39 protein-coding genes are annotated in these 25,873 nt (G+C 37.6%); 28 read left to right on the plus strand and 11 right to left on the minus strand.

The genetic code is table 11. From position 1 onward, the window contains the following. Positions 1-130 precede the first annotated feature (130 nt). From IEW76_RS17700 to IEW76_RS17715, 4 genes are all read left to right on the plus strand, one after another. Positions 131-784 (plus strand): reverse transcriptase-like protein, encoded by a 654-nt coding sequence (locus IEW76_RS17700; protein WP_188655763.1) that lies wholly within the window; start codon positions 131-133, stop codon positions 782-784. Positions 785-1,000: 216 nt separating this feature from the next. After that, a complete protein-coding gene (locus IEW76_RS17705; protein WP_188655764.1) occupies positions 1,001-1,426 on the plus strand; it encodes a DMT family transporter in 426 nt (141 codons plus the stop codon). Between the two features lie 10 nt (positions 1,427-1,436). Further along, positions 1,437-2,135 (plus strand): Crp/Fnr family transcriptional regulator, encoded by a 699-nt coding sequence (locus IEW76_RS17710; RefSeq protein WP_188655765.1) that lies wholly within the window; start codon positions 1,437-1,439, stop codon positions 2,133-2,135. Between the two features lie 16 nt (positions 2,136-2,151). Further along, the gene (locus tag IEW76_RS17715; protein ID WP_188655766.1) at positions 2,152-2,586 is read left to right on the plus strand and encodes a DMT family transporter; all 435 of its coding nucleotides are present in this window, start codon (positions 2,152-2,154) and stop codon (positions 2,584-2,586) included. 199 nt (positions 2,587-2,785) lie between these two features. Here IEW76_RS17715 and IEW76_RS17720 read toward each other — a convergent pair whose 3' ends face one another. Further along, positions 2,786-3,139, minus strand: a complete 354-nt coding sequence (locus IEW76_RS17720; RefSeq protein ID WP_188655767.1) for a VOC family protein — start codon at positions 3,137-3,139, stop codon at positions 2,786-2,788. A 117-nt stretch (positions 3,140-3,256) separates the two neighbouring features. On the opposite strand from IEW76_RS17720, the gene IEW76_RS17725 reads away from it, so the two are divergent. The 3 genes from IEW76_RS17725 (at position 3,257) to IEW76_RS17735 (ending at position 5,031) form a co-directional block, all read left to right on the plus strand. Continuing rightward, positions 3,257-3,913: a hypothetical protein gene (locus IEW76_RS17725; protein ID WP_188655768.1), complete on the plus strand. Its 657-nt coding sequence runs from the start codon at positions 3,257-3,259 to the stop codon at positions 3,911-3,913. 72 nt (positions 3,914-3,985) lie between these two features. Further along, a complete protein-coding gene (locus tag IEW76_RS17730; protein WP_188655769.1) occupies positions 3,986-4,354 on the plus strand; it encodes a DUF6176 family protein in 369 nt (122 codons plus the stop codon). After that, a complete protein-coding gene (locus IEW76_RS17735) occupies positions 4,351-5,031 on the plus strand; it encodes an HAD family hydrolase (RefSeq protein ID WP_188655770.1) in 681 nt (226 codons plus the stop codon). Before IEW76_RS17730 ends, IEW76_RS17735 begins: the two co-directional genes overlap by 4 nt. Here the strand turns inward: IEW76_RS17735 and IEW76_RS17740 are convergent. From IEW76_RS17740 to IEW76_RS17755, 4 genes are all read right to left on the minus strand, one after another. After that, positions 5,004-5,267 carry a phospholipase gene (locus IEW76_RS17740; protein ID WP_188655771.1) on the minus strand — a complete coding sequence of 88 codons (264 nt, stop codon included), beginning with the start codon at positions 5,265-5,267 and terminating at the stop codon, positions 5,004-5,006. The two genes, IEW76_RS17735 and IEW76_RS17740, sit on opposite strands and share 28 nt — an antisense overlap. A 65-nt stretch (positions 5,268-5,332) precedes the next feature. Beyond that, on the minus strand, positions 5,333-5,434 hold the full coding sequence (locus IEW76_RS17745) for a YjcZ family sporulation protein (protein WP_084599434.1): 102 nt from the start codon (positions 5,432-5,434) through the stop codon (positions 5,333-5,335). A 127-nt stretch (positions 5,435-5,561) separates the two neighbouring features. Next, positions 5,562-5,678, minus strand: coding sequence for a YjcZ family sporulation protein (locus IEW76_RS17750; RefSeq protein WP_084599432.1), 117 nt, complete (start codon positions 5,676-5,678; stop codon positions 5,562-5,564). A gap of 146 nt (positions 5,679-5,824) precedes the next feature. Then, positions 5,825-6,070, minus strand: a complete 246-nt coding sequence (locus tag IEW76_RS17755; RefSeq protein ID WP_188655772.1) for a hypothetical protein — start codon at positions 6,068-6,070, stop codon at positions 5,825-5,827. Between the two features lie 134 nt (positions 6,071-6,204). On the opposite strand from IEW76_RS17755, the gene IEW76_RS17760 reads away from it, so the two are divergent. After that, entirely contained in the window at positions 6,205-7,047 is an 843-nt protein-coding gene (locus IEW76_RS17760) for a DUF2268 domain-containing putative Zn-dependent protease (RefSeq protein ID WP_188655773.1), read from the plus strand. A 115-nt stretch (positions 7,048-7,162) separates the two neighbouring features. On the opposite strand, the gene IEW76_RS17765 is transcribed toward IEW76_RS17760, so the two are convergent. Beyond that, complete coding sequence (locus tag IEW76_RS17765) at positions 7,163-7,858, minus strand: class I SAM-dependent methyltransferase (protein WP_188655774.1); 696 nt, start codon at positions 7,856-7,858, stop codon at positions 7,163-7,165. Between the two features lie 474 nt (positions 7,859-8,332). On the opposite strand from IEW76_RS17765, the gene IEW76_RS17770 reads away from it, so the two are divergent. The 4 genes from IEW76_RS17770 to IEW76_RS17785 all read left to right on the plus strand — a co-directional run bounded on the left by IEW76_RS17770 (position 8,333) and on the right by IEW76_RS17785 (position 10,063). Then, positions 8,333-8,611 carry a hypothetical protein gene (locus IEW76_RS17770; RefSeq protein ID WP_188655775.1) on the plus strand — a complete coding sequence of 93 codons (279 nt, stop codon included), beginning with the start codon at positions 8,333-8,335 and terminating at the stop codon, positions 8,609-8,611. A 117-nt stretch (positions 8,612-8,728) separates the two neighbouring features. Continuing rightward, positions 8,729-8,953: a hypothetical protein gene (locus tag IEW76_RS17775; RefSeq protein ID WP_188655776.1), complete on the plus strand. Its 225-nt coding sequence runs from the start codon at positions 8,729-8,731 to the stop codon at positions 8,951-8,953. A gap of 182 nt (positions 8,954-9,135) precedes the next feature. Next, positions 9,136-9,519 carry a hypothetical protein gene (locus tag IEW76_RS17780; protein ID WP_188655777.1) on the plus strand — a complete coding sequence of 128 codons (384 nt, stop codon included), beginning with the start codon at positions 9,136-9,138 and terminating at the stop codon, positions 9,517-9,519. Positions 9,520-9,739: 220 nt separating this feature from the next. Continuing rightward, complete coding sequence (locus tag IEW76_RS17785; protein WP_188655778.1) at positions 9,740-10,063, plus strand: hypothetical protein; 324 nt, start codon at positions 9,740-9,742, stop codon at positions 10,061-10,063. A 155-nt stretch (positions 10,064-10,218) separates the two neighbouring features. Here IEW76_RS17785 and IEW76_RS17790 read toward each other — a convergent pair whose 3' ends face one another. Next, positions 10,219-10,905: a VOC family protein gene (locus IEW76_RS17790; RefSeq protein WP_188655779.1), complete on the minus strand. Its 687-nt coding sequence runs from the start codon at positions 10,903-10,905 to the stop codon at positions 10,219-10,221. Between the two features lie 95 nt (positions 10,906-11,000). Then, the gene (locus IEW76_RS17795) at positions 11,001-11,723 is read right to left on the minus strand and encodes a 3-ketoacyl-ACP reductase (RefSeq protein WP_188655780.1); all 723 of its coding nucleotides are present in this window, start codon (positions 11,721-11,723) and stop codon (positions 11,001-11,003) included. A gap of 171 nt (positions 11,724-11,894) precedes the next feature. On the opposite strand from IEW76_RS17795, the gene IEW76_RS17800 reads away from it, so the two are divergent. Together IEW76_RS17800 and IEW76_RS17805 are read left to right on the plus strand one after the other, a co-directional pair. Next, entirely contained in the window at positions 11,895-13,319 is a 1,425-nt protein-coding gene (locus IEW76_RS17800; protein WP_188655781.1) for an aldehyde dehydrogenase family protein, read from the plus strand. Between the two features lie 263 nt (positions 13,320-13,582). Continuing rightward, positions 13,583-13,780: a cold-shock protein gene (locus IEW76_RS17805; RefSeq protein WP_027446191.1), complete on the plus strand. Its 198-nt coding sequence runs from the start codon at positions 13,583-13,585 to the stop codon at positions 13,778-13,780. Positions 13,781-13,827: 47 nt separating this feature from the next. Here the strand turns inward: IEW76_RS17805 and IEW76_RS17810 are convergent, their stop codons facing one another. Continuing rightward, positions 13,828-14,034: a DUF6366 family protein gene (locus IEW76_RS17810; protein WP_188655782.1), complete on the minus strand. Its 207-nt coding sequence runs from the start codon at positions 14,032-14,034 to the stop codon at positions 13,828-13,830. A 212-nt stretch (positions 14,035-14,246) separates the two neighbouring features. Between IEW76_RS17810 and IEW76_RS17815 the strand changes: the two genes are divergently transcribed. The 4 genes from IEW76_RS17815 (at position 14,247) to IEW76_RS17830 (ending at position 17,166) form a co-directional block, all read left to right on the plus strand. Continuing rightward, positions 14,247-15,260: a C45 family autoproteolytic acyltransferase/hydrolase gene (locus tag IEW76_RS17815; RefSeq protein ID WP_188655783.1), complete on the plus strand. Its 1,014-nt coding sequence runs from the start codon at positions 14,247-14,249 to the stop codon at positions 15,258-15,260. A 92-nt stretch (positions 15,261-15,352) separates the two neighbouring features. Then, entirely contained in the window at positions 15,353-15,652 is a 300-nt protein-coding gene (locus IEW76_RS17820) for a DUF3784 domain-containing protein (RefSeq protein ID WP_188655784.1), read from the plus strand. Between the two features lie 130 nt (positions 15,653-15,782). Further along, positions 15,783-16,400 carry a signal peptidase I gene (lepB, locus tag IEW76_RS17825; protein ID WP_188655785.1) on the plus strand — a complete coding sequence of 206 codons (618 nt, stop codon included), beginning with the start codon at positions 15,783-15,785 and terminating at the stop codon, positions 16,398-16,400. 331 nt (positions 16,401-16,731) lie between these two features. After that, a complete protein-coding gene (locus IEW76_RS17830; RefSeq protein ID WP_188655786.1) occupies positions 16,732-17,166 on the plus strand; it encodes a DMT family transporter in 435 nt (144 codons plus the stop codon). Here IEW76_RS17830 and IEW76_RS17835 read toward each other — a convergent pair. Beyond that, entirely contained in the window at positions 17,144-17,533 is a 390-nt protein-coding gene (locus IEW76_RS17835) for a MerR family transcriptional regulator (RefSeq protein ID WP_188655787.1), read from the minus strand. The two genes, IEW76_RS17830 and IEW76_RS17835, sit on opposite strands and share 23 nt — an antisense overlap. 104 nt (positions 17,534-17,637) lie before the next feature. Here IEW76_RS17835 and IEW76_RS17840 point away from each other — a divergent pair, with 104 nt between their 5' ends. Further along, a complete protein-coding gene (locus tag IEW76_RS17840; RefSeq protein ID WP_188655788.1) occupies positions 17,638-18,396 on the plus strand; it encodes an SDR family NAD(P)-dependent oxidoreductase in 759 nt (252 codons plus the stop codon). A 35-nt stretch (positions 18,397-18,431) separates the two neighbouring features. Here IEW76_RS17840 and IEW76_RS17845 read toward each other — a convergent pair whose 3' ends face one another. Continuing rightward, positions 18,432-19,274 (minus strand): SDR family oxidoreductase, encoded by an 843-nt coding sequence (locus IEW76_RS17845; protein ID WP_188655789.1) that lies wholly within the window; start codon positions 19,272-19,274, stop codon positions 18,432-18,434. 118 nt (positions 19,275-19,392) lie between these two features. Between IEW76_RS17845 and IEW76_RS17850 the strand changes: the two genes are divergently transcribed. From IEW76_RS17850 to IEW76_RS17890, 9 genes are all read left to right on the plus strand, one after another. After that, complete coding sequence (locus IEW76_RS17850; RefSeq protein ID WP_188655790.1) at positions 19,393-19,548, plus strand: hypothetical protein; 156 nt, start codon at positions 19,393-19,395, stop codon at positions 19,546-19,548. Between the two features lie 365 nt (positions 19,549-19,913). Beyond that, a complete protein-coding gene (locus IEW76_RS17855) occupies positions 19,914-20,288 on the plus strand; it encodes a hypothetical protein (protein ID WP_188655791.1) in 375 nt (124 codons plus the stop codon). A gap of 167 nt (positions 20,289-20,455) precedes the next feature. Beyond that, entirely contained in the window at positions 20,456-21,013 is a 558-nt protein-coding gene (locus IEW76_RS17860) for a DEAD/DEAH box helicase family protein (RefSeq protein WP_026798841.1), read from the plus strand. A gap of 284 nt (positions 21,014-21,297) precedes the next feature. Beyond that, entirely contained in the window at positions 21,298-22,152 is an 855-nt protein-coding gene (locus IEW76_RS17865) for a DUF2268 domain-containing putative Zn-dependent protease (protein ID WP_229721294.1), read from the plus strand. Between the two features lie 226 nt (positions 22,153-22,378). Further along, positions 22,379-22,912 carry a GNAT family N-acetyltransferase gene (locus IEW76_RS17870; RefSeq protein ID WP_188655793.1) on the plus strand — a complete coding sequence of 178 codons (534 nt, stop codon included), beginning with the start codon at positions 22,379-22,381 and terminating at the stop codon, positions 22,910-22,912. 156 nt (positions 22,913-23,068) lie between these two features. Then, the gene (locus IEW76_RS17875) at positions 23,069-23,533 is read left to right on the plus strand and encodes a hypothetical protein (RefSeq protein WP_188655794.1); all 465 of its coding nucleotides are present in this window, start codon (positions 23,069-23,071) and stop codon (positions 23,531-23,533) included. A gap of 612 nt (positions 23,534-24,145) precedes the next feature. After that, positions 24,146-24,706, plus strand: coding sequence for a PadR family transcriptional regulator (locus tag IEW76_RS17880; protein ID WP_188655795.1), 561 nt, complete (start codon positions 24,146-24,148; stop codon positions 24,704-24,706). Next, positions 24,706-25,188, plus strand: coding sequence for a DUF4188 domain-containing protein (locus IEW76_RS17885; RefSeq protein WP_188655796.1), 483 nt, complete (start codon positions 24,706-24,708; stop codon positions 25,186-25,188). Before IEW76_RS17880 ends, IEW76_RS17885 begins: the two co-directional genes overlap by 1 nt. A gap of 118 nt (positions 25,189-25,306) precedes the next feature. After that, on the plus strand, positions 25,307-25,828 hold the full coding sequence (locus IEW76_RS17890) for a 5' nucleotidase, NT5C type (RefSeq protein WP_188655797.1): 522 nt from the start codon (positions 25,307-25,309) through the stop codon (positions 25,826-25,828). Positions 25,829-25,873 lie beyond the last annotated feature (45 nt).

The raw sequence follows: 25,873 nt of genomic DNA on the forward strand, positions 1-25,873 counted from the left end.
ATACATGTGTTTGTAAACGTAACAAGAAACACTATTCTTGATCAAGAATACATAAGGAATGGTTTAGGGTATGCTATAACGAACGGTCAATGAAACGGTAATCATCTATAAAAGGTAAAGGAGAGTCAATATGAAAGTACATATAGAAATCGTGTATAAAACTCCAACAGGAGCAGAAGCAGCATTTTCTTCAGAATTGATACAAGGAGCACATGCGCTTTTAATTGCTGAAGATTTTGAGCGAACAGGCCGTGTGAAATCGATGAAGTTTATCGATGCTTATGAACAAGAATGGGACATGAAGAAACTAAAAGAATATATGAAGGAATACGAAACAGAACCTCACAATATTACAGTTTACTTTGATGGAGGGTTTGACCTGCAATCAAGGGTATCTGGACTCGGTTGTGTGGTTTATTATGAACAGAATGGTAAGGCCTATCGATTAAGAAAAAATGCTCGTGTTGAAGAATTAGAGTCTAATAATGAAGCTGAATATGCGGCCCTCCATTTAGGGTTACAAGAAGTTGAAGCACTCGGAGTTCATCATATGCCCATTCAAATTATAGGAGATTCTAAAGTAGTCATCCATCAGCTTCTTGATGAATGGCCATGCTATGAGGATACATTATCAAGGTGGTCAGATCGGATTGAAGAGAAATTACAAAGCTTACACCTAAAGCCAGAGTATGAAGCAGTCTCTCGTAAGAAAAACCAAGAGTCAGACCGACTTGCCACACAAGCTTTAAAAGGCGTAGAAATCTCAAGCACAATAGAAACGTAAAATAAGGAGGGCAGGTACCATTTAGTGTGACCAACAGCTAAACGATACCCACCTCCTTTTGTGCTTTAAAGCACTACTTGGTGTCTGGCACGCTTTATCACGGTAATGAATTGCTGTGATATTTTTTTAGGTGTTTTTGGGACATATGTCCTTTTGATGATGTTGTTTGTTGTACTTTAATAAGAGAGGTGAAAACAACGTTTGGAGGTTATCGATGTGCAAGGGATTTTATTCTCATTAATAGCTGGACTTTTTATCACGATCCAAGGTGTATTTAACGCGCGTCTTGGAGAAACGATTGGAGTATGGCATACAACTGTTATTGTTCATATCGTTGGATTGTTACTATCAGGCACGATATTCATATTTGCAAGAGACGGTCATGTGAAGCAAATTAAAGAAGTGAAGCCAATGTACTTATTGGGAGGAGCCTTTGGCGTTTTAATCGTTTTTGGTGAATTGATGGGGATCTCCTTATTAGGTGCAAGTTTTGCCGTATCACTCTTGTTAGTGTCGCAACTAATGTTTGCGTTCTTAATAGATTCAAAAGGGTTGTTTGGGGTGCCAAAGATTCATTTTAGTTTGAACCGAGTCGCTGGTATCGCCATTATGATTTTAGGTATCATTATTTTTAAGTTATAGGAGTGTTTGAATGAGACAAGTGATGGATCGCCAGTTAATTCACGGTTTCTTAGAACAACATGAACTTCAGCATACATTTCCAAATGCTCTCCAAGAAAGGATTCGTTTATACCACTTTGAAAAGGGTGAGACGATTTGCACAGAGGGAGAGCAACTTAATCAAATGTATTTTCTCGTAAAAGGGAAATTAAAGATCTACACGGTTTCTACTGAGGGGAGATCAAGGTTATTACGATTTAAAAATCCATTAGATATTGTTGGGGATGTTGAGTACTTAAAGAAGAACCTGGTTTTCAATACGGTAGAAGCGGTAACAGAAGGAGACTTAATGGGAATATCTTATGAAGATATCACCCGTTTAGCTTATGACCATCCGCCATTTCTTCAATTTCTTCTAGAAGAAGTTACCCATAAATTTTATACAGAATCAAATGCGTCAACTCTGAATCATTTAAATTCTGTTGAGACCCGTCTGGCAAGCTACTTCCTTTCGACTGCTACAACTGAGAAGAGTACGTTATTCTATCAAGAAATGAAGACAACAAACTTAAAAGATATAGCAGATCTGATAGGTACAAGTTATAGGCATTTAAATCGTGTGATTAAGCAAATGTGTGAAGAAGGTATTATTGAAAAGAAAAGTAAACGTATATACATAAAGGACCACGACTTGCTACGCGAGCGTGCTCACGGCAATATATACGAGTAACAGGGGGAGTAGACATATGCAAGGGATTATCCTTTCCGTAATTGCAGGTGTGTTTATTAGTTTGCAAACTGTATTTAATTCAAGGGTGAGCGAGCGCTTTGGATTGTGGGCTACGACGACATTAGTATTTGTTGTCGGTCTTGCCGTTGCCATTCCTGTCTTCTTGCTTGTTGGCGAGGGTTCTCTTTTCCATTTAGAAAAGGTAAATGCGCTGTATATGACAGGTGGGCTGTTTGGAGTTGGTATTGTTTATAGCATTATGAGAGGGATTAGAGCTCTCGGGCCTGCATATGCGGTTTCTATTGTTCTAGTAGCCCAGTTATTATTGGCACTCATTATTGATACGTTTGGGTTATTTGGCAGTGAGGTAATACCTTTTAGCTTTACGAAATTAGCTGGTTTACTAGTAATGGTTATTGGAATTTTAGTTTTTAAGATGAAGGATGAATAGGTACAACAAACAGAACCAAGAAGACGATCTTCAGTGTGCAAATACATGCTTAGGAAAAGAGCTTGACCTATGAGGGGAGCTCTTTTTTTATGGAAAAAACTAGATTTTTTGAAACTTTTGGCATGATTTGTTCGTCTATATAGAGAGGTAGCTAATCGCTAAAATGAAAAACACCCCATCCTTTAGGAAGGGTATAAGGTTAACACTGACAAACCATTAGGTGATTTTCGTCAGGGTCTTGAAAGGTGAAGTAATGATCATGTTGGATTTCTGATGTAAGAGTGACTCTCTTTTCTTTCATATAAGAATAGGCTTTCTGAATATCTTTGGTATTCAAATGAAAAGGTGCCGTCTTATAAACGTTTTCATAGGAATATATTTTACTATCTAATACAATTCCTGTGCTCTTCATCGGCAATACATACAAGTGACCGAATACGATATCACCATCAGCAGCTAATCCCAAAATGTCACAATACCAGTCACGTGCTTTTTCAATGTTCTTTACAGGGATAAAGACAGTTCCGATTTCATTATGGATCGGATGATTCATCGTTCCACCTCCAACAAAAGTTGTCTATATTTTACAAGAAAATGGGTGAGAGAGGAAGAACTTTTCTGAAAACAGTGGTAAAATATGTGAATAAAACTATTGAATGGAGAGTTCCGTATGAAAAGAATTACAGTTACCGCCACATTTACATTACTCCTCCTTTTTATTATCTTTGCTATGGAACCTCAACAAAAGACGATCGACACTTCAGAAAAAGTGTTTAATGAACCTACACAATCTCCATTAAATGAACAAGACCTTTTAAGAACGTACAACGAGTGGTCGGAGGACGGAGAAACCTTTTACATGCTTGAAGCACATGAGGGTGAAAAGCAAGTTCTCTATGGAGGAGGGCCGACAGGAGTAACAATCATACCTAAGATGACGTTTCGGATAAGTGAAACAAAGAACAATTGGGAAGCAGAGCCAATTGAATTTAAAGTAGAACCTGGAGAGGGCGTGCGTATTGTTGAAGAAGAGGGGTGGAAGAAAGACCACTCTAAAACATATACGTATACGAAATCTGTTCGAATAAAAGGAGAAGAGGCAGTCAGTCGGCTTATCCGGGTATCCCAAGCTAAAAAATTAACAGAAGAGCTGCCTGTATCCTTTAGCTTTCCTACAGAAAATTACGCTAACCTCCAAGAGCTTCTAAAAGAACAAGATGGATCTAAAATGTTTAAAGCTATTTATGAGCCGGGTTTTGAAATGTCCCAAAAGATTACATTCACACTTGTAAATCCGGAGAATGTTAAGGTTGAAGTAGGTAGTTAAGGAATTTTCCTTAATCTAATTAGACAGCTATCAAATTTTATGGTAAATTCATCCTATTAAAAGGGGGATATCATGAACGTTGAATGTACAAGATTCAAAGTTAAAGAGGGAAAGTCAAGGGTAGTCGATGATTGGATGGAGCTTTTGAATAACCGTATAGAAGAGGTTTTGCTCACACTTCAAGATGAAAAAATGTACGTGGAAACTATTTTTAGAGAAGTAGTGGACGGGGATGAGTACTTGTATTGGTATTCTGTACAAGGGGAGAATGGAGCTGATGTTACTGATTCTCAACATGAAATTGATCAGCTTCACTTAGCTTATTGGGAAGAATGTATTGATCCAAATTACGGTCCTGTAGACTTGAATGCGCAAGTAGTCATGATCCCTAAATATATTCGAAGGTCCATGGGAGAGCCGATTGAAGGAGGATATTTATGAACGAAGCTGTAATATTTGATATGGACGGTACGCTTTTTCAGACAGATCTCATATTAGAACCATCTCTAGAAGATACGTTTCAACGTTTACGTGAAGAGGATCTATGGGAAGATGAAACACCTTTGGAGCAATACCGTTCGATTATGGGAGTCTCCCTTCCTGTTGTCTGGGAGACGCTCTTACCTAACCACACAAAAGTCGAGCAGAAACGGGCTAATGAATGGTTTCAAAAAAGTTTAATAGAAAATATACGTAACGGTTTGGGAGAATTGTATCCTTATACAAACCATGTATTACAAGAGTTAACCGATCGATCTATCTCAGTGTTTATTGCAAGTAATGGGGAAGAAGAATACTTACATACCATTGCCAATCAGTTCGCTTTAAATGACTGGGTTTCAGGTGTCTATAGCATTCAAGTTATAAACTCCGGGGATAAAAGTGATTTAGTACATAAGATTATGAATGACCATAACATTTCCGAGGCTTTGGTCGTGGGAGATCGTAGGTCTGATATCCGTGCAGCAAAGGCTAATAATTTATTAGCTGTAGGGTGTAAGTTTGATTTTTCCCAAGAAGGTGAGTTAGAAGAAGCGGATGTAGTGATTGAAGATTTAAGGAGTGTTCTGGAGCTGACAGCTCACTTGCCTCACCATTTACATGTAAATAAGCTCTGAAATTTCATGTAGTTGTACATGGCTCTTGCGTGTCGCCCTTCTTGTGTATGTGGGTTTTGTAAAGCGGCAAGTCGTTTGATGAACTGTTGATCACACTCGCAACTAGGGCCAAATCGTTCGTAGCATTCATCGTGAGCTTTACATGCTGCGTCAACAGCATTTACTGGTTTGCCTGGTCCCTTGCATCCTGGGCCACAGTATTTATAGCCAGGAAATAAGCAAATTTTTAATGGCATCGTGGCCACCTCCAATTTTGTAATGCCGAGAACTTCCTTAGAAAAGGAGGTTCTCGGATTGTATTTTAGTATCCGTATCCTCCGCTAAACGCTCCTGCTCCGACAATGATAAGCAAGATGAATAACACAACAATTAACGCGAAACCTCCGCCGTATCCTCCAGACATATTCTCAACTCCTTTCTACAGTAAGGTACTTTGTTACTATATGTGGATGGCCTTTATTCTGTTAGGGCCAAAGTCATTCTTACAAAAATAAAACCTGACCTGGAATTGAGGTCAGGTGTAAGGAAAATTAGTAAACGAAAGAAGCTCCAACAATAATAAGCAAGATGAACAATACAACGATTAATACGAAGCTGCTACCGTATCCGCCGCCATAGCCACCGCCATAACCACAACCGTATGACATACAAACCTCTCCTTTCTTTACTAGATGTTGTATAAATCCACTCTGTGGACCTTACACTATCTCATCATATGGAATTAGGAAAAAGGTGTGTAGGTGCATTCCCAATCTGATGAAAATATCTTGCAATTGGGCTTAAGCCCAAACCACTACCATAAGAAGGCTCCTGCTAGGGCAATACCAGTAATAGCACCAAGTGCAAATGGTACGCCAAATCCTCCATATCCAAATCCGTAATATCCCCATCCTAATCCTCTTGGACCACCAGTAGGTCGAATCCACACATGACTTCTTGTAACTCGTGTGACTTCTCCAACATGAACTCTACCTCTTGATTCTAAGCGGACTACTCTGCCTTTATAACGGCAACAACGATCATACATGTGATGAGACATACATATCCTCCTTTCTGTCCTGATATACATATCAGTATGTAGTCATAACGTATGCGAGAGGGTCTTGATTGGACTAGACATTTTGGCCAGAATCCCTAGATTAGGTTAATAACCAAGGGAAAAGGGGGAGCTATATGAGCGTGATCCAAACGGATAAGTGGATCAAAGAGTTACTGGAAGAGTGTGAAGAGAAGCGGTCTTCTGATTTTTACGATTCTCAACTGAAGAAGATTGGTGAACCGATCAGTAAGCATTTCCCTTCTTCAACTCCTGAAGAAGTTCTATATCACATGCAACAAAATGGCTTGTTTCAACCTGGAGAATGGCGAAAGATTAAAACGTTGTTAGAATCCATGAGGGAAAAAGAAATCTGGAAGACAATTGAAGGAGAATTTCTGAAGCTAAAGAAGCAATGGAAAGGGCCGGAAATCCCGATCTATGTGTTTCCAATCACACGCGGCTATGATAAAAGACAGGAAAAGAACAGGAATGGATTGGCTATTAAAGGAGCTGTTTTTCTATTCCTTTCAGCTACGCATAGTGAAAATGAACTCAAAGCCATATTGGCACATGAGTATCATCATGTGTGTCGGATGACTACGCAAGGGCTATCTGAAGAAGATCTTCGTTTTGACGAGTTGCTTGTATTAGAAGGGACTGCAGAACAAGCTGTGAAACGTATGTATGGAGAAGAATTTATGGCGCCATGGACGTCCGTTTTTAAGGAAAATGAAATGAAGCCTTATTGGCACAAATATCTTTCCCAGGTTTTAGATTCCAAAGACCATGAAAAAAATATGAAACTGATGTATGGAAATAAATTCGGAAGACCACCAAAGTGGATGGGATACAATGCAGCCTATCATCTTGTGAATGCATTTTGCAGGAAGAAGGGGCTTCGAAAAATGGAAGACTTGTTCTATGTGTCTACTGAAGAAATTATTAGAGAGTCTACATTTGTCACACCACGAAGTTAATACTTTATGGTGGGAGGTTCAACTTTTAAAAAGAACAATGCCAATAACTCCGCTCTAATAAAGAGGGGAGTTATCGCATCATCTCATTATATATAAAGAACATTCTCTTATAAGTTTAAAATTCACAGCAACGGTATATGCGAAATCCTAAATGTTCCTTGCAGGTTTCAACAAGTTCTACGTGCAGATCCCAGAGCTCATATAAGGGTTCTGGAATGACGGGACTCATTTTCATATCGGAAAGAGGGCTCTCTTTTAAATTCGATGGAATATCTAGGCACTCAATGTTTGAAAAACCAGCGGCTTTCATTTCTTCCTTCCATTGTGATTCCAGATAAATGTCTTGAATATGATAGAGGTCCTTGATCTGCTTTTTTAATGGATCAGGAAGAGAAGGCTCGGCGGTCATTTCCAAGAATAGAGCCGTACCATTAGGTGTAAGGACACGATTAATCTCTTTGAGCGCTCGTGGTATAGTTGTGAAACTCAGAGTGGATTCTGTGAAGACAAATTGAAAGCTGTGATCCGTAAAGGGAAGATGTTCTACATCTCCTTCTAAAAATGTGACATCCGTTTTTCGTTCATTGGCTTTTTGAATCATAAGCGGGTGGATATCAATTCCGGTGACTTCACATCCATATGTTTCCCGAAGATATTCGGACGATTGTCCAGTCCCACAACCAATGTCTAAAACATGATGGTTCTTTTCTAAATGTTGTTGTTCGAAAATTTGCTTGCTCAGTTCAAATCCTCCTGGATGAGCTCCGCCTATTCCAAAGTGAGCTAATAAATCTAAATAATGGTTTGTCATCGCAATTCTCCTGTTTATTCGTTTTCCTATTAAATTATGTGCTCAATTATGCTTTGTGAGAACTAATAAACAGCCTCCTAAAAATAACTTGTTCAGTTTTGGGTACGGATATTGGCTATTGGAATTTCAGATTATGTAATTTTTTGAATAGGAATATATTGGGATTTCATGCTAAAATGAATGTGAAGAAAAAAGGAGGAGTATTATGAAAAACATAATAATGTATTTCATTTTCTTTACTGTACTAATACACGGTGTACTAGATATATTTGATGGGGTGGCTCTAATTTATCGCTTCATTAATTTAGGATTTTTACTGCTTATTGCTGTTGTTGTCTATATGTTATCAACAAAGAAAAAGAATCGCTCAATAACCTAGAATTCTGTTCGGATCAGTTGATTGATAGATTGAATTGAAATGGTTGGAATTGATTAAGTGACTATAGAATTATTGAACTTAGGTATGGAGGTATTATGAAGATAAAAACGGTATTAGCTTTATCCTTATTGGTTAACCTATTTTATTTAATCAATGTACTTATTAGTTTAGGAATTAGGTTTTCGAATATTATTAATGGGATCTTGGGGATTATTTTTGTTGTAAGTATAGGAGGCTCCGTACTATTCTTAATCCGTTCGAAACAAAGGAAAGGCTATCACCCTTACTTGTCATTAACTGTACTCACATTAAGTTTGGCTTCTTTAGGGTGGTTTGCTTTTATTAACTATTTCTCTTTAATAATGGGAGTTTGATGGACTCGTTAAGTGAACAAGAAAGAGCCATCTTTCCTCTTGGTGTAAATTTTGCGCATTCTGTCTTTCATTAAAGGAGCAGGTGTATTCCATAAAAAGTATTGAGAGAGGTGTTATATGAGAAAAATATGGCTTCCTTTATTATCATCAGTTGGCACGATGGCTCTTTTATATTGGATTGGAAACCTATTTAATGTATCTCTTTTTAGGTTTTCATTCGTACTAAACGAACCGTTAGAAAATGGCGTGTTTTTCGATGCGAATATTGCAATACTTCCTATAGTTATCGGCTTGGTAGTTGGATTTATTGTGGAACGTAGAGTTAAAGCCAGAAGCAACTAATGGATAACGATATCTATAAAATAAAAATAACTATAAGTAACATTAAATTTTGCTGAATGTGATACGTCACTTAAGAGTGCTTTCTTTTAATAAGGAGATCAGCTCTTTTTACCAAACCTATTAAATAATAATGGGGTGGGAGAGTGAAAAGTAGTTGTCGATGAAGTTGAAAGGGGGCAAGTTTGTTGTTAAAAGCTAAATCAGCTTCTGTATTCCTGTTATTTTCTTTCGTCTTACTAGGCTGTCAAAATAATAACCTTAATTTAAATAAAGAAGTTTTCAGTATTGAGGTGTATGAATGGAACAGTGAAGAATTGGTCTCTACTATTGGTGAAAAAGAATTTATCGATGAACTTGTAAAGAACTTAGATCATGCTAAAACAGGTTCCACAGCAAATATGAATTTTGAATCACCTGATTTCGAATTACAGTTTAAAAATGGGAATGAAACACTACTTGAAATAGGTTACTACAAAAAAGTGATGAATTTAGATGTTGAAGGCCGGTATTGGGATTATAGGGAAGATACTATGTATAACGTGAAACTTCAGTTACCAAATGAATAACTTTATATTCTTCAACTAAAGGTAGTGATTGTTGAACAAGAAGTTTAATTTGGAGGTGTTACTTTGACGTCTTTTACGAGAAGATTGTAAATGTAATCCTATGAGCAAATTTGATAAATAATAGGGGAGAATAATCATTAAAAGAATTTTTAGGAGCATTATGTTCTTTTCAATAATAATTCTTTCGGCATGTAATTCAAATTCACATATAGAATCAATAGTGAAGCCAATACTAAGTGAATTCCAAGAGACAGGTATTATTTTAAATGAGAAAAAAGAGAAGTCAAAAGCATTCACTTTTGCTGGTTCTGACGAAAAACATTATGAGTTTAATGGAGGAACTGTTTATCTTCTATTCGACTTTGGCAGTAAGAAGGACAGGATTGTTGGTAAACTAACAACATTGTTTGCCGAAGCAGAATTTCCTTATGGTGTTAATAGTTTATATACAGATAACTTTATCCTTGTTTTTACTGCTAATAGCTACAACGTTGAGATAGAAGAAAAGGTTGATTACATATTTCAAACATTAGAGAAAGGATAAAAGATCATTATGCTGCAGTTAATGGGTGTGATGGTTGAAGAAAAATGAGCGTTGAATTGCTATGCAATTCAACGCTCATTTTATGTTACATTTTCGTTATTGTTCTCCAAAACTGAACTACTTACCCTAAGAAAATAGTATGGTTTTCACATCTATTAAAGGTTTATACTTCCGAATTTCGCGTTTACTCCGTTCCCCTCTGATAATGACAGTTTTCCATTTCCTAACTTCCATTCGTAGGCGGGGTTTCCGGCTAAGTCGTGTGAATGCTCAGGTTCACCTAACTGATAGAATAAAGTCCATTGGTGAAGAGCAGCTTCTAGATCCTCCACACCAACGTGAATCGTTTTAAATGGCAATGAATTTAGATCTTCAGGGTTACTAGGCTTATTCTGTTCACCTTTCCATTCAATGATAAAAGGAAGGGGGGAGGAGCTTTCGGCATTTGGGAACAACATACGCCAGCTCAATTGGCGTCCGTCTGGAGTCGTTCTGTTTCCTTCGAAAGGTCCTTGATAGTCAAGATTTTCGGCTTCCCAATGCTCAATAAGTTGATCCATTTGTGATGTTCTGAGTGCAAATGTAAAAGGACCTTCTACATCCTTGTCATGTGCTTGGACAGTTTGTTTGATTAATGGATTATCGGAATCTGATGCTGTATCATAATCTGTAATTCCAATCCATTCTATGTAAGCACCATTCTCAAAGAACGCTAAATGGTTGTATGTGCCCCATTGTTTGTGTTCCCCACCTTTTTCTCCTCGAATACCATGCTTACCTTTCATATCCTGTTGAGATTTCTCAGGAGATTTTGCTAAAACAACTAAATGATCGAAATCCATTAGGACGCCTCCTTAAACAATTTATACCTTATGTACCCTTCGGTAAGAAGTTACAAACAGATGATCCCTGGGCCTTGCGCATGCATGTTCTACTATTAAAACGGATTTGTTGCCCATTGCAGGGATTGTTTTATAAAGATGCGAGGGTGCAGCTTTAACTGGCTAACCATGTATTCAGCAATGTCTTCAGGTTGCATGTATTTTTCTTTGTCTTGTTCCTCAAGCTTGTCACCAAAGGCTAGTTCAGTGGCGACGAGACTTGGGTTTAACGTGAAGACTCGTATGTTTTGGCGGCGAACTTCTTGCATAAGGGCTTCAGTCATACCCTGGATAGCAAACTTCGATGCGCTATAGGAAGTAGAGCCCGCTGTTCCTTTTAAACCGTTGCTTGAAGAAATGTTTACAATGTCTCCCTGGTTTTTCTCCATCATATGTGGGAGAACCGTTCTTGTAACATGATAGGTACCGAAAACGTTTACTTCAAACGTGCGCTTCCATTCATCTGGTTCTAATTCTAGGAACGATCCATTTAATCCTATCGCAGCGTTATTCACTAAAATATCGGCTGGACCAACTTGTTCATTTAATAGCTCCACGGCTTCTTCTACTTGATCAAGGCTAGCAATATCTGCTCTAGCATAGCTAGCTTTCACCCCATATGAAGTAACTATGTCTCTAACTTCCTTCAATTTACTTTCTGTTCTTGCTATAAGTCCAAGGTGAATGCCTTCTTTAGCAAATTGAATCGCTGTGGCTCGACCAATACCACTACCTGCCCCTGTAATGTAGGCAACTTTTCCTTTAACTTCTTGTGCCAATTTAATCATCCTTTCTATACCAATAGTGTAAGCGCAATCGGAAACAACCTCAAAAAAACTGCTTTCGATTCGAGATGTTTCGTTTTGAGCATAAGCGGTAATACATGACTACGTAAGCAAAACTATACAACTTTTTACAAATACAATTTTTTTATAAAGGAGAATTTGAATATGCGTACGAACTTAAAACACTACATTAACGGTGAGTGGGTTGAATCAACTGGTAATGACACATATAACGTTATTAACCCTGCAACGGAAGAACCAATGGGTCAAATTAGTTTAGGAACGAAGGAAGACCTGAATAAAGCTGTTCAAGCAGCTCGCGATGCTTTTCCAAGTTTCTCTCAAACTTCTAAAGAAGAACGCATTGAAATGCTTGAGAACATAGCCGAAGCATATGCACGACGCAAAGATGAATTTATTGATGTCATGACGGATGAGTTAGGTGCACCTCTTAAAATTTCTGAGAAGGTACACTATAGCATGGGTTATAATCATTTTGCTCAAGCGGCTGAATCTCTTAAAAATATTGAATTTATGGAACACCGCGGTAACCATACGGTAGTTAAAGAATCTGTTGGGGTAAGTGGGTTAATCACACCATGGAACTTCCCAACAAACCAAGCTTCAACAAAAATTGCCAGCGCATTTGCAGCCGGTAGCCCAGTTGTATTAAAACCTTCTGAGATGACGCCATTTGCTGCCATTATGTTAGCAGAGATCTTTGATGAAGTAGGCGTGCCTAAGGGTGCATTCAACCTAGTTAACGGTACAGGCGAAACGATTGGTGATGGCATTAGCTCACACCCTGATATTGACTTTGTATCGTTTACAGGTTCAGCTGGAGTTGGAACGAAAGTAATGCAAAATGCTTCTGAAACGATTAAAAACGTTGCTCTTGAACTAGGTGGTAAATCTCCATTGATTGTTCTGGAAGATGCGGATATGAAAGATGCTGCACGAAATGCAGTAAGTAATATCGCCACTAACACTGGGCAAGTTTGTTCTGCAGCTACCCGAATGATTGTTCCAGCTTCTAAGAAAGAAGAATTTGAACAAGCAGTATTAGATGTGCTTCCTGAATTCCCAGTGGGTCATCCTCGTGAAGGAAATTATGTTGGACCACTTGTATCCAAGAAGCAGTGGGACACAGTTCAATCCTATATTGAAAAAGGGATTGAAGAAGGTGCAAATCTAATTGCCGGCGGTACAGGGCTTCCAGAAGGCTTAGAAAAAGGGTATTACGCTCAACCAACGATCTTCACTGATGTATCTAATGATATGGTCATTGCACAAGAGGAGATCTTTGGACCTGTTATGAGTATTATTACGTATGACAACATCGATCATGCGATTGAAATAGGGAATGATGTTGTATATGGACTAGCAGGTTACGTTTATGGTAAAGACCCAGAAACACTTAGAAAAGTTGCAACATCCATCCGTGCTGGACGCATCAAGGTAAATGATGCCTCCCATGATTTCAATGCACCGTTTGGCGGGTATAAGCAATCAGGTATTGGTCGTGAGTGGGGCGATTATGGAATTGAAGAATATCTTGAGAAGAAAGCGATTCTTGGGTTCCCGTCTTAATTAGTAATTGATTAAGGAAGAGCTATTCTCCTAGAAGGGGAGAGTAGCTCTTCTTTTTGTATGGATGAATAATAGAAGTTTATAAATAGTTTAGTAGCTACACTTGACGGAATTACATTTAGCTGATATAGTAGGTATTAATTATTCTTGTTCGTTTACGAGTGAAAGAAAAAGTAACTATTAAGTCACTTTCGTCTGGAATGAATATGCAGAGCAATAATAGTAATACAATGTGGACTTGATCCACGCAGGAGGTAACAATTATGTTACAAGGTACAGTTAAATGGTTCAACGCTGAAAAAGGTTTCGGTTTCATCGAAGTAGAAGGTCAAGACGATGTATTCGTTCATTTCTCTGCTATTCAAGACGAAGGCTTCAAAACATTAGAAGAAAACCAAACGGTTTCATTCGAAATCGTTGAAGGTAACCGTGGCCCACAAGCTGCGAACGTTCAAAAGTAATTTATTACTTGCGAAAAAAAAGACTGCCATCTTTGGCAGTCTTTTTTTTATACCATTATGTAGATGGCATATCCGACAATCATGAAAATGATTAAAAGACCGGTGCCTTTCCACCCCATTCTTCCCACTATATGACCTAAACTGAAATAATCACCGCTAGTCCAATCTTCATGATCTTCCTTTAAATACTTTCTACCGTTCGTTTCTCGCATACGTTTGCGTCTATCTTTAGAAGTTTCCTTTTGATGGTTCATATGAATCTCCTTTTTAAACAATGGAAATAGTCTATGTGATATAGTATCACAATTTAAGAATAAATCATCAAACAAATCATTAAACAAGTTCATCTACGAAATATGTATTGAAACCTTCGAGAATAGAAGAGTCTTCCCGAGAATATGGCTACCATTACTCGTGGAATAAAATGGTATGGTATACTGTTGTGTAATTAGGGGGGTGGATATATATGAATCCGTTCAACGTTGATGTTTTGCAAATGAAAAAGAATCACCACTCAATTGGGGTTAGAACAGCTGAGCTTCTAAAAGAGCGAAGGAAGATCGAGATGCTAGAGAGCATCACAAAAGATAGCATTGATTATGAAAGTATGAAGGATGTTTTTTTTCAATTTGCTCCCCATCTATTAGAAGAGTTAGAGGGATTGGGGGAAACGCTACAGATACCGGCAAAAAAGGCTGCATCTTTGTTTAGCGGATACGATGTTCCGAAAGTGGCTGCCATGGGCTGTACGGCTTATGTGACAAACTCTTTCTATGTACGAAATTACGATTTTTCCCCTGAATTTTATGATGGTATTTTCAGCATAATTAAATCAAACCAGGGTTTTGCCTCAGCAGGTTACAACCTTCAAGGTATTGGACGACACGACGGAGTCAACGAAAAAGGGGTAGTAGTTGGTCTTCACTTCGTGAGCAATACTCATTACGCGAAAGGATTATCAGCCTGGACTACGGTGCGGATCATTTTAGATACGTGTTCATCTGTTGAAGAGGCTATCAATCTCTTAAAAGATATCCCTCATGTAGCCTGTTACAATTTCTCGCTTGGTGACCCGGGTAATTTCGCAGTTGTGGAAGTAAGTCCAAAAGGAGTCAGTATACGTCGGGATAAAGAGTTTCTTTCATGTTTTAACAACTTTAAGCAACCAAATATGAAAGACAAGAACAGACCTAGTATAGAAGGATCTCTAAAGCGAGAGCATTATTTACAACAGTATGAAAAAGAAGCGTTAAGTCGTGAAAAGCTGTTTCAAATGTTTTCCGATCCTGCTTCCGCTTTATTTTTTACAGAGTATGACAAATTGTTTGGAACACTACATACATTTTCTTATTCATTTCAAGAGAGTAGGGTCGTCACCACGATTGCCCGAGGCTCAACGGGATTAGATTTTCGATTACCGGATTGGTTGAATGGGCAAGATGTCGAAGTGCAGCGTTTATATGGAGCTATTGAGATGTAGGTAATCTTCATTTTTCAAGCAGAAGCAGTATTACTTTCATCTATCATATGAGTTTGCATGCAAAGTTGCTTCTATAGGAAAGGAATGGTTCGATGTATTTGAATGAGGGTCCTTTAGCTATTGGAATCATTTTATTGTTGTTTGCTTATATGGTTGGTATAAAGAAGCATACATGGTTGCTAAGTGGGTTCAACCAGCGTCGAGTTCGAGATAAGGAAAGGTTATCCAAGTTAGTTGGCCACTTAGATTTATCCACCGGCCTTGTTCTGATTGTTTCAGGGGTATTAACTCCTCGATCTCAGCTTCCTGCGGTTATGGGCATATTAGTCCCGCTCATAGCTATAGCGCACGTTGGTATGATTATTTACGTACAGAAGAATATGGTTGAATAGCTCGTTATTAAAAGGACACCTAAAGTTTAAAAAGGGGGAACTTTTCTCCTTTGTCGTCGTAAGTATAGTAAAAGGTAAATGATACAGCTTCCAATATGCAGACTATTTAACAAACGAAAGGGATTTATTTATGAGTATAAAACACATTGCACAAGAAATATTTAGTTGGAGCAAGGTTATTGTATTTGTGCTTGTTTTTTCTGTTGCGATTACTACGTTTCTATTGCAACCGTTTAAAGTAAGTGGAGAATCTATGGAACCGACTTTAGATGGAATGGACCTTAAAGAAGGAGACATGAAAGGGGATCGACTATGGGTATTTAAAGGTGCCTACACCCTTGGCCAACAACCTGAATATAAGGATGTGGTCGTTGTCGATAACCGTTTAGATGAAGAACGTACCGTAAAGGACAAGCTTCTTGAAAGTCCGGTCGTAAATATGGTTTTTGGTGATAAAAATCAAGACAACTATTGGGTGAAACGCGTAATCGGAGAGCCTGGCGACACGATCGAGTATAAAAATGGGGATCTCTATCGAAATGGTAAGGTCCTTGAAGAGGCATACATTAAAGAAGAGATGCTTAGTTCTTTTGAGAAAGTAGTTGTACCAGTAGGGCATGTGTTCGTAATGGGGGATAATCGTAATAACAGTCACGATAGCCGGGCAGTGGGGACAATCCCGGTTGACCACCTTGTAGGTCAAGTTTTCTTGCGGTTTTATCCTTTCGATCAATTGAAGACCTTTTAATAAATGGTTCTGTTAAACTTTGATCTCGTTATTTTATTATAAGAGAAGACTCGAAACTCAGGGAATGTTTCCCTTAGACACCCTAAGCACTCAAAGAACGTAACGGCTTTATTTACACAAAAGTGTCTCAGCTTCGTGTCTTCCATATAAGGTATATGGAACAAATGAAATCAACAATAAACATTAACTGAGCATTATGAAAAAGCCACCCAAACGATCGGGTGGCTTTTGTGTGGAACCTATTAATTGTGGAATATTTGATGTTCTGAAATAATAAGCATATTGCCTTTATAAATAATCATTAGATTGGACAGATGAGGAGGTTTCATATATGCAGTTTTTAGTGATGCTTATGGTGTTTGTGGGCGGTATCGGTGTGGCTGTTCAGTCTTCTGTTAACGGAGGCTTAGGCCAAAAGATAGGTGTATTTGAAGGAGCATTTGTCTCCTTTTTAGTCGGAGCTGTAACGCTGTTTTTGGTTATGCTTTTCTTTGGTAAAGGTAATATTGTGCAAGTATTTTCTGTGCCGAAGTGGCAGTTAATTGGTGGAGTACTCGGGGCTTTCTTCGTATCTACAATGGTTCTGGCTGTCCCGCGAATAGGGGTAGGAGCTGCAATCTTCACACTGATCTCAGCGCAATTGATTGCGAGCTCCTTGATTGATCACTTTGGATGGCTTGGAATGAAGCAGATTCCCCTGGACTGGTCTCGGGTTTCGGGTATGGTCCTTATGATTGTGGCTATTATTTTATATACGAAGAAATAGAAGGATGAACTTCGTTACCAATCATGTCCTTATAAGTGGATACTTTTTTCTCAAGCATCTGTTCTGTATCTTGCAGTTCTCTTATTTGTTGCTGGATAGACGCACGATGATCTTCTAATAATTGCAGGCGTTCATTAGCCGTATGCTCACCTTCTTGCATGAGCTTTACATATTCTTGAATGCTTGAAACAGGCATATGGGTTTCGCGTAGTTTCAGGACAAAACGAAGCCACTTGACCTGTTGTTCTGTATAGTTTCGTACGCCGGCATGATTTCGATTAGATTCTAAAATGCCTTCTTGCTCATAATAACGAAGCGTATGAGGTTTGATGTTTAATTTCTCTGCTACTTGGCTTATGGAATACATTGAAAATCCTCCTTAGCATATACCTCGCGCATGAATGCTTGACTTCAAGTGCACTTTAACGAGTAGGCTTATAGTGTATCACATAATAAAGAGGAGGATCATGTATGGCATATACAGTTATTACTGGAGCAAGTTCAGGAATTGGTTATGAAGCAGCAATTGCATTCGCGGAACGAGGAAAGGACCTTATTCTAGTCGCTCGTCGCGAAGAGAAATTAGAAGAGCTAAAGTCAGAGATCCAACAACAGCACAATGTAGATGTGGTCATTAAGTCAGCTGATCTAGCTGAGCCTGAAAATGTTCACGCCTTTTATGAAGACCTCAAGACGTACACGTTAGAGACATTTGTGAACAATGCTGGATTTGGGAACTTTGATCCAGTAGCAGAACAAGATCTTGATAAAATTCAAAAAATGCTTCGTCTGAATGTTGAAGCGCTAACGGTTCTTTCAACATTGTTTGTGCGTGATTATGAAAATCAAGAAGGAACGCAGCTCTTAAATATCTCATCAGCCGGTGGGTACAATATTGTTGGTGGCGCTGTGACCTATTGTTCAACCAAGTTTTATGTGAGTGCATTTACAGAAGGTTTGGCTCAAGAGCTTCAAGGAAAAGGCGCTAAGATGAGAGCGAAAGTACTTGCTCCTGCAGCTACAGAAACAGAATTTATGAAGCGCTCGTTTGATGTAGAAGATATATCTTACGAAGGAAACGTGCCTCAGTACCATACTGCAAAAGAAATGGCTCATTTCTTACTAGATCTTTACGATAGTAACAAAGTAGTTGGAATCGTAGACGGAGAAACATACGAGTTCCACTTAAAGGATCCGATTTATCCGTATGTAGAACGTTCAACTAAATAATGTTTACTGGGGAACTTCCGCTATGGAGTTCCCCTTTATTTTAGGTGAACTTCTTTTTCGCTCCATTCCCATAAACGTTTTGCTACTTCATCATCTTTGGCATTCTTCTTTAACGGTGTCGGGTTTCGTTTGTAATAATACGCTCCACTCAATGTCACATTAGGGTCCGTTGCTAAATAAATAGCAGTGTCCGCACCTTCTGCAGGTGTTTGGAAGAAAGGACGAAGTAACTTGTGAATGGTACTCCCAAATCCTGTTTCGCGACTGACTCCAAGGCTCGTGCTGACGGCCCCTGGGTGGATCGCGTTTACTGTGATGGACGTCCCTTGTAACCTCCTCGCTAATTCGCGTGTGAACAACAGGTTAGCGAGTTTAGATTGACCATATCCTTTGATGACACTGAACTGGTTGTGTAGGTGGGGGTTATCCAAGTGAATCTTACCAGCTTTATAGGCGCCAGAAGATACAACCACAATACGTCCTTGTTTAGCATTTTGTAGAGGTTCAAGTAACAGGTTAGTCAGTAAGAAATGTCCGAGGTGATTGATCCCCATCATGCCTTCAAATCCATCCGTAGTCTCTATTCGCTTAGTGTTCACAACACCTGCGTTGTTTATGAGAACATCTAAATAATCAAAACGACTTCGAAATTCTCGAATAAAATCGCGGATACTTTGGAGCGAACCTAAATCACATTGTATGTAATCTGCTTGATCTGAATTGCTTTCATCCTTAGCTTTCTGCAGTGCATATAGCCCTCGCTCGTTGCTTCGACAAGCCATGATAACAAAGAACCCTCTCTTTATTAAGGCTACAGTTGTAGCAAACCCCATGCCTGTATTCGCTCCTGTTACGATCGCTATTTTACTTACGGCCATTACATCACCTTCTTATAACTTATTTCTTCCATTGTAACGGATGAAAGCGAAGGAACGAACATATCTACTCCACAACTGAGGCATACTATGCATAACTTTCTAAAAGGAGTAGATGAACATGTCCCAAAAAGGCCCATCCAAACACAATCAGAAAACCGCTGAAATTGCTAAAAAGAATAAAAAATACGAAGCAGAATTGGCTGAAGATATGCAAAAGGGAAATTCAAAACATCAGAGTCAAAAAAAGAGTGGAAGACAAGCGAATAAGAAGTAAATGTTTATAAGTGAAGTCGCGTGTATCGTAAGTCATTCCATTTTGGTGGAGAAACCTACGGAAAAGTAGCCTAATCAGGAGACCAAATCGAATAGGATTTGGTCTCTTTTTTTTATCTTATATCTCAAGAGTTATTTGATAGTAACATTTGATTTATCAGACGAATACGCTCCAAATAGCACAATGATAACAGCTGTTGTTATTGTGCTATTTCCTATGTGAATTAGAATGCTGTTATATATTGATTTCCTAAATCTAAGTAGTTAATTGTTATATTATGTTAAAATATATGGTGAGTTTGCGAAGGGTTGTACTTAAACTAACGCGGCAGTAAAATTCAAATAAGAGTAAAGGAGGGATTATGTTTGAAACAAAAGAAAAAATTTTTATTATTATCCTTGGCGATTATAGGTATTTTCTTACTTAATTCTAATTGGGATTCAATATATTTAAGAACCCAAACACCCATCCTTAATGATGCTGGTGTTTATATAAATGACATCAATGAAGACAGGGAAGAAAGTGAACAAAGCACTGTAGGCAAAGAGGATGTTGAGATTTTAGTTAGTTATACAGGGAATCATATGTTTTTAACTAAGACTTATGTAAATAATGAATTTGAAAAAGCCTTTCTGACTCAAGCAAGCAAAACTGGATTTTTAGATTGGTCGTATCACACTATTCCTTTTATGCCTGATGCTGAAATAATAGAAGAAGCATTTGAAAAATGGAATCTTTAATAACCAAAATGCAAGGGTTTTCAGCTAATATAAGCTAAGCTCTTCTTGAAGTAACGGGTGCGATTGTTGAATATGAGCGTCGCTTCTTTCATTAACGCGGCAGGTCATTTGTGGAAGAATAATTATTGACAACAAATGATAATCGAAATTATTTATGGAGGAAATTTATGAAATTTGTACTTCTATTTGGACCTCAAGCAGTTGGTAAAATGACAATTGGGCAAGAACTTGAAAAGGTTACTGAATTGAAATTGTTTCACAACCATATGACCATAGAATTCCTACAACCATATTTCGGATTTGGTCCAGAAATGTGGAGATTATCAACTCTATTTAGGACGGAAATATTTAAGGCGGTAGCTGAGAGTGAAGAGGCAGGGCTGATATTTACTTATGTGTGGGCATTTGATCAACAAGAGGATTGGGACTTTGTAGAGAAGATATGTGAAATTTTTGAGAGTAAGGGTTCAAGTATATATTTAGTTGAATTAGAAGCGGATATTGACGAGAGACTTGAACGAAATAAAAATCCTCACCGACTTGAACACAAGCCTACAAAAAGAAACATTGAATGGTCAGAAAAAGAACTAAAGGAAACAATGAAAAAACATAGGTTGAACTCCAACGAGGGTGAGATTAAAAAAGAAAATTACATAAAAATAAATAATACCAACTTGAGTGCTATGGAAGTAGCTAAGATAATTTCTGAAAGGTTTAATTTATGATTATATGTATGACTATGCTCTGCAACTAACGAATGTAATAGTGAAATAAGGAGTTGTCGATGCGGTGGCTCCTATTGTATTAAAGAGGCAGTTTAGGGAAGAAGAACTGTCCTTTTAATTAAGGTGCATCGTGATAATGGAATTTTTAAAGCGAAGGGATTTAAATAAGGGAGGTCTTTTTAATAAATAAGAGAATTATGGGATTAGCTACTGTACTAACGCTACTTCTTTTATGTGCTTGTTCACAAACGAATGAGGGAGAAGCAGTAGCGGGTGGAAAAGAAGTGGGGAAAGATAGTCTTGTTTTATCATTTGAAAACCCTCAAACAAATCAAGAGTTTAAAATTGTGAGAGCCGATAAGCTTTTTGAAGGTTTAAGAGAAAAAATAGAAAAGAACACCGAACGTTCAGAGTTGGATGTGTACAAAGAAGTGGTCATTGATCCCGTATACCAAGATTGTTTTGCGAACGCAGAATATCAGTATATGGCGGATTCTATCCTTCATTCGACACCAAGTGTTTACACACCTCTGACTACACTGAGTGAAGAAATTGAGGAAAAACAAGTTGAGGAAACCATAAAGCAAGCGTTAATCAAATCATCTAATCTTCTTCCAACTGAAAAGGAAACGGCAGTGTGTGTATTTCCGACTACCATTACAACAGTACCTATGTTTACAGTTGGAGCTGGGAAAATCATAGTTCTATACAACCAATATTATGATGATAATTTAATTAAAGCAGCAATTTCCCACGAATACCATCATAGTGGTTGGACGGAGAAATACTTAAAGAACTATAAGCGATTCACAGTTTTAGACAATATCGTTTTTGAAGGGAAAGCCGTCATGTTTGAAAAGTTGGCATATCCTGATATTGACCACACCCCAATAGATGAAAATTATAAAAAAGAGTATTGGGAAAAAATCGAAAATGACCTTCATACAGTAAATCTAAATAGGGCTTTAGAAATATCCATGGGTGGCAATGGACTGCCTTCTTCTTACGGTTATAGTGAGGGGTATAAGATGGTCCAATCATACCTCACATTATACCCAGAGCTTACACCAGAAGATTGGACACCTATTAAAGCCCTAGAGATTTTCAATGATGGCAACTATATAGATAATTACCAATAACAAGCTGAGAGTTACCTAAGTAGTACGGTAGGAGTACAAAACATTATGTTGTGCTACAAAATGAACTACTTTTTCATGTGAATCCAGCTGGGACAGGCGTAGTCATTTAATGGTTTGGAAATTTAGTGGGGCAATACCGATGAAAGTTTCCTTATTCAACAAACGGGTGCGATTATCCAAGAAGAGAATCGTTCTCTAAGCTATAAAAACGAAAGGGGAATATTAAATGTTTAAATATAAAATCAACGAAGAGACTGAACTTCGTTTACTAGAAGTACGTCATGCTGAAGAACTATTTCAACTCACTGATACCTCAAGGAATAATCTACGTAAATGGTTACCTTGGGTTGATCGTACAAAGACAGTAGAGAACTCTAAGGGATTTATTGAGGGGGCATTAAAGCAATTCTGTAACAATGATGGCTTCCAGGCGGGGATCTGGTATAAAGGAGAATTAGCAGGGATCGTAGGGTTACATACTATTAATTGGTCAAATAAATCTACTTCCTTAGGTTACTGGCTTGGGGATTCTTTTCAAGGAAAAGGGTTAATGACAAAGTCGTGTCAAGAAGTCATAAACTATTGCTTTAATGAACTTGAACTTAAGCGTATAGAAATACGAGTAGCAACTGAGAATGAAAAAAGTTTAGCCATCCCACATAGGTTAGGTTTTACAAAAGAAGGATGTCTTGAAAAGTCAGAATTATTGTACGACGAATATGTAGATCATTATGTTTTTGGTCTAATTAACGAAATTTAAACTAGATATCTTGATTTCAACTCTTCAAGTATAGGGTGCAATAGTGAAATATGGAGTTGTCGATGCGGCAGCTCCTATTGTGTTAATGAGGCAGGGTAGTGGAAGTAGAAAAAAAGAGTGTGTGTAAATCTCTATTTATTTAAAGGAGCTGAAAAGATGAACAAGAAAGCTATTCTTATTTCCATACTCTCTATTTTTATGCTCCAAGGTTGTTCTGTGAAGAGCACGCCTGAAGACTTATTCTTTAAATTCTCTCACGCAATATGGGTTCAAGAGCAAGATTTTGAAAAGGCTAGTGAATTAACAGACAGTTTGACAAGTGAAGAACTAAAGGATAAAACCAAACACGTACCAAAACATTTAGTGGATACGTACAAAAGAAAAGTTACCACATACTACTTCAAAAGCAATAAAGACGATGGAGATAAAAAAATTAATTATCATTTTATAATTCCAGAGTATGCCACGAATGGAAAAGTAACAATGGAGAAACGTAATAGCTCTTGGATTATAACGAAGGTAGAAGCAAAAGGAATAAAGTCAAAGAATGATGTTAAACAGCTTAGCGACAAAGAAAAAGATTGGAAAGAAGTCAATCTTGCTGAACTTGAAGAGAAATAACAGAAAGAAAAGAGCAACATATATTAGTATTTACTAATGTACGTGGCTCTTTTATGGTTATGAGCAATACTTTTACAACTAACGGGTGCAATTGTTGAATATGAGCAGCCGCTTCTTTCATTAACGAGGGAGAAGAAATAAATATATTAAAAAGAGTAAATAGTATCCTTATAGTCTTAGTATTTGGACTTTCTGTATCTTATTTATTTTTGGACTTCAATATACCTATCTATATTGTTCTAGTCCTTGCATCTGTTACATGTGCGCTAACGGCAGTTGAAACCGTCAAAGGTCGCCAAGATAAGCGCGGCTATAAGTATATTTTTGGTGCAATTGTTATGCTTTTTTTGGCATTTGTGATGTACTTTTAAGGGTAATATAAGTAGCATTTATGATACTATCGTGTGCGATTGTTAAAGATCATCGACTGCTTCTTTAGATATGGAGGGTAATTTGAAAGACTTGAAATAATAAAACAATAGACCGAACAATACTATATACTCTCGGCGTAAACCTCAATAGAAATTCCTGTTGGGGTTTAAATTGTTTCGTTTACATTTATTTGAATATTTGGTAAATTGAATATATCAAAAAGATATATAGGAGTATGCTATGGCTCAAAAAAATTACACACAATATGCATTGCTTGGCCTTCTAACAACGGGGTATCATACTGGGTATTCAATGAAGCAAATGATCGATGGTAGCTTAAACCATTTTTGGAAGATTAGCTACGGTCAAATTTATCCTGCTTTAAAGTTGTTAGTGGATAAAGGTTATGCAGAAGTGAAGTACACGTCGCAGCAAGGAAGACCTGATAAAAAAGAGTATTATATAACTTCTTCTGGAAAAGAAGCACTGAAGCAATGGTTAAAACAACCTGTACAAGAACTTCCTGTAGAGAAAAATGAGTTACTTCTAAAGCTATTTTTTAGCCGCCAACAGGACAAACACATAACGATCAAGCAAATTGAAATCTATCATGAAAATCTTCTTGAGAGATATAACACCTACGAAGGTATTAAGGAAATGATTCTTACAGAGTCGTGTGACCATAAGGATGCGCCTTTTTGGATTATTACGCTAGATTATGGACTTAGTACTACCCATGCAGCTATTGAGTGGTGTGTAAAAACAAAAGATACTTTACTGAATCTTAAGGAGGAAGAATGATGGGGGCAGAAGTATTTAAGGGTAGATTTACTGTTGATAATAGGGATGAAAGGGAATTTGTTGTCTTCCTAATTGGTATGCGTATAAATAAATGGTGGGCAGTACACAAATGGGTTCCTGTATTTTTAGCAATGCCAGCTATGGTTAGAGAGCTTTTCAGTAACAAGGATTTAGGATTTCTAACTATGGAGAATTTCTTCAACTTTCGTTCGACACTGATGGTCCAATACTGGGAATCAGAAGAGGATTTGTTAAGATATGCAAAAGGAGATAAACACTTGAAAGCATGGAGCGACTTTAATAAAAAAGTTAAAGATACTGATGCAGTGGGAATTTACCATGAAACCTATTTAATTAAGCCTGGTCAATTTGAGTCAATTTATGGGAATATGCCGAGGTTTGGGTTAGCAAAAGCTCTAGGACATACACCTATTACAAATTCTTCTAAAACCGCACGCCAACGTCTTAAAAGTATAAAGTGAATGATCGTTATATCTTGAAGTTGAATTTTCAACTATCGAGTGCGTTTGGTGAACAAGAGCAGTCGCTTCTTCATTAATGGATCATAATGTTAAATAACGATTGGCGGGTGGAATGATTATGGAAAGAATAGCAGTAGATATGGACGATGTGATAGCAGACCCTTTGTCTAAACACATAGAAGTCTTTAATGAAAGGTTCAATGAGGATATTTCAATTCAAGACTTGCAAGGTAAATACTTAACAGAAATACGCCCTAATTTACAAGTAGAAATTATGAACATTTTAAGTGAACCCAATTTTTTTTGTGATTTAGAGGTAATGGAAGACAGTCAGGAGGTTCTAAAAGAATTAAGTCAATTTTACGAAATCTTTATTGTTACGGCTGCTATGGAAATCCCGACATCTTTCACCTCCAAATATAAATGGTTAAAAGGCAATTTTAGTTTTTTAAATAAGAATAACTTTGTTTTTTGTGGTGATAAAAGTATCGTTAATGCAGATTATCTCATTGATGACAACCCTAAACACTTTAAGCGATTTAAGGGTAAAGGGATACTATTTAATTCACCTTATAATTCTTCGGAAACTGGTTATTACAGAGTGAATAGTTGGAAGGAAATAAGAAATTATTTTCTTTAATAAAAGTAGTTTGAACTAAAGAATGCGATTGCTGAACAAAAGAAA

Origin of the sequence: Pontibacillus salipaludis (assembly GCF_014642405.1) — a bacterium.
Classification (GTDB): Bacteria; Bacillota; Bacilli; order Bacillales; family BH030062; genus Pontibacillus; species Pontibacillus salipaludis.

Coding starts and splice junctions, on each gene's coding strand:
- IEW76_RS17805 (WP_027446191.1), top strand. CDS start 13,583: ATGTTACAAGGTACAGTTAAATGGTTCAACGCTGAAAAAGGTTTCGGT.
- IEW76_RS17735 (WP_188655770.1), top strand. CDS start 4,351: ATGAACGAAGCTGTAATATTTGATATGGACGGTACGCTTTTTCAGACA.
- IEW76_RS17875 (WP_188655794.1), top strand. CDS start 23,069: ATGAACAAGAAAGCTATTCTTATTTCCATACTCTCTATTTTTATGCTC.
- IEW76_RS17800 (WP_188655781.1), top strand. CDS start 11,895: ATGCGTACGAACTTAAAACACTACATTAACGGTGAGTGGGTTGAATCA.
- IEW76_RS17740 (WP_188655771.1), bottom strand. CDS start 5,267: ATGCCATTAAAAATTTGCTTATTTCCTGGCTATAAATACTGTGGCCCA.
- lepB (WP_188655785.1), top strand. CDS start 15,783: ATGAGTATAAAACACATTGCACAAGAAATATTTAGTTGGAGCAAGGTT.
- IEW76_RS17750 (WP_084599432.1), bottom strand. CDS start 5,678: ATGTCATACGGTTGTGGTTATGGCGGTGGCTATGGCGGCGGATACGGT.
- IEW76_RS17870 (WP_188655793.1), top strand. CDS start 22,379: ATGTTTAAATATAAAATCAACGAAGAGACTGAACTTCGTTTACTAGAA.
- IEW76_RS17790 (WP_188655779.1), bottom strand. CDS start 10,905: ATGGATTTCGATCATTTAGTTGTTTTAGCAAAATCTCCTGAGAAATCT.
- IEW76_RS17885 (WP_188655796.1), top strand. CDS start 24,706: ATGGGGGCAGAAGTATTTAAGGGTAGATTTACTGTTGATAATAGGGAT.
- IEW76_RS17700 (WP_188655763.1), top strand. CDS start 131: ATGAAAGTACATATAGAAATCGTGTATAAAACTCCAACAGGAGCAGAA.
- IEW76_RS17765 (WP_188655774.1), bottom strand. CDS start 7,858: ATGACAAACCATTATTTAGATTTATTAGCTCACTTTGGAATAGGCGGA.
- IEW76_RS17845 (WP_188655789.1), bottom strand. CDS start 19,274: ATGGCCGTAAGTAAAATAGCGATCGTAACAGGAGCGAATACAGGCATG.
- IEW76_RS17810 (WP_188655782.1), bottom strand. CDS start 14,034: ATGAACCATCAAAAGGAAACTTCTAAAGATAGACGCAAACGTATGCGA.
- IEW76_RS17720 (WP_188655767.1), bottom strand. CDS start 3,139: ATGAATCATCCGATCCATAATGAAATCGGAACTGTCTTTATCCCTGTA.
- IEW76_RS17820 (WP_188655784.1), top strand. CDS start 15,353: ATGTATTTGAATGAGGGTCCTTTAGCTATTGGAATCATTTTATTGTTG.
- IEW76_RS17770 (WP_188655775.1), top strand. CDS start 8,333: ATGAAGATAAAAACGGTATTAGCTTTATCCTTATTGGTTAACCTATTT.
- IEW76_RS17730 (WP_188655769.1), top strand. CDS start 3,986: ATGAACGTTGAATGTACAAGATTCAAAGTTAAAGAGGGAAAGTCAAGG.
- IEW76_RS17725 (WP_188655768.1), top strand. CDS start 3,257: ATGAAAAGAATTACAGTTACCGCCACATTTACATTACTCCTCCTTTTT.
- IEW76_RS17715 (WP_188655766.1), top strand. CDS start 2,152: ATGCAAGGGATTATCCTTTCCGTAATTGCAGGTGTGTTTATTAGTTTG.
- IEW76_RS17775 (WP_188655776.1), top strand. CDS start 8,729: ATGAGAAAAATATGGCTTCCTTTATTATCATCAGTTGGCACGATGGCT.
- IEW76_RS17835 (WP_188655787.1), bottom strand. CDS start 17,533: ATGTATTCCATAAGCCAAGTAGCAGAGAAATTAAACATCAAACCTCAT.
- IEW76_RS17710 (WP_188655765.1), top strand. CDS start 1,437: ATGAGACAAGTGATGGATCGCCAGTTAATTCACGGTTTCTTAGAACAA.
- IEW76_RS17860 (WP_026798841.1), top strand. CDS start 20,456: ATGAAATTTGTACTTCTATTTGGACCTCAAGCAGTTGGTAAAATGACA.
- IEW76_RS17745 (WP_084599434.1), bottom strand. CDS start 5,434: ATGTCTGGAGGATACGGCGGAGGTTTCGCGTTAATTGTTGTGTTATTC.
- IEW76_RS17830 (WP_188655786.1), top strand. CDS start 16,732: ATGCAGTTTTTAGTGATGCTTATGGTGTTTGTGGGCGGTATCGGTGTG.
- IEW76_RS17815 (WP_188655783.1), top strand. CDS start 14,247: ATGAATCCGTTCAACGTTGATGTTTTGCAAATGAAAAAGAATCACCAC.
- IEW76_RS17755 (WP_188655772.1), bottom strand. CDS start 6,070: ATGTCTCATCACATGTATGATCGTTGTTGCCGTTATAAAGGCAGAGTA.
- IEW76_RS17880 (WP_188655795.1), top strand. CDS start 24,146: ATGGCTCAAAAAAATTACACACAATATGCATTGCTTGGCCTTCTAACA.
- IEW76_RS17890 (WP_188655797.1), top strand. CDS start 25,307: ATGGAAAGAATAGCAGTAGATATGGACGATGTGATAGCAGACCCTTTG.
- IEW76_RS17840 (WP_188655788.1), top strand. CDS start 17,638: ATGGCATATACAGTTATTACTGGAGCAAGTTCAGGAATTGGTTATGAA.
- IEW76_RS17850 (WP_188655790.1), top strand. CDS start 19,393: ATGTCCCAAAAAGGCCCATCCAAACACAATCAGAAAACCGCTGAAATT.
- IEW76_RS17760 (WP_188655773.1), top strand. CDS start 6,205: ATGAGCGTGATCCAAACGGATAAGTGGATCAAAGAGTTACTGGAAGAG.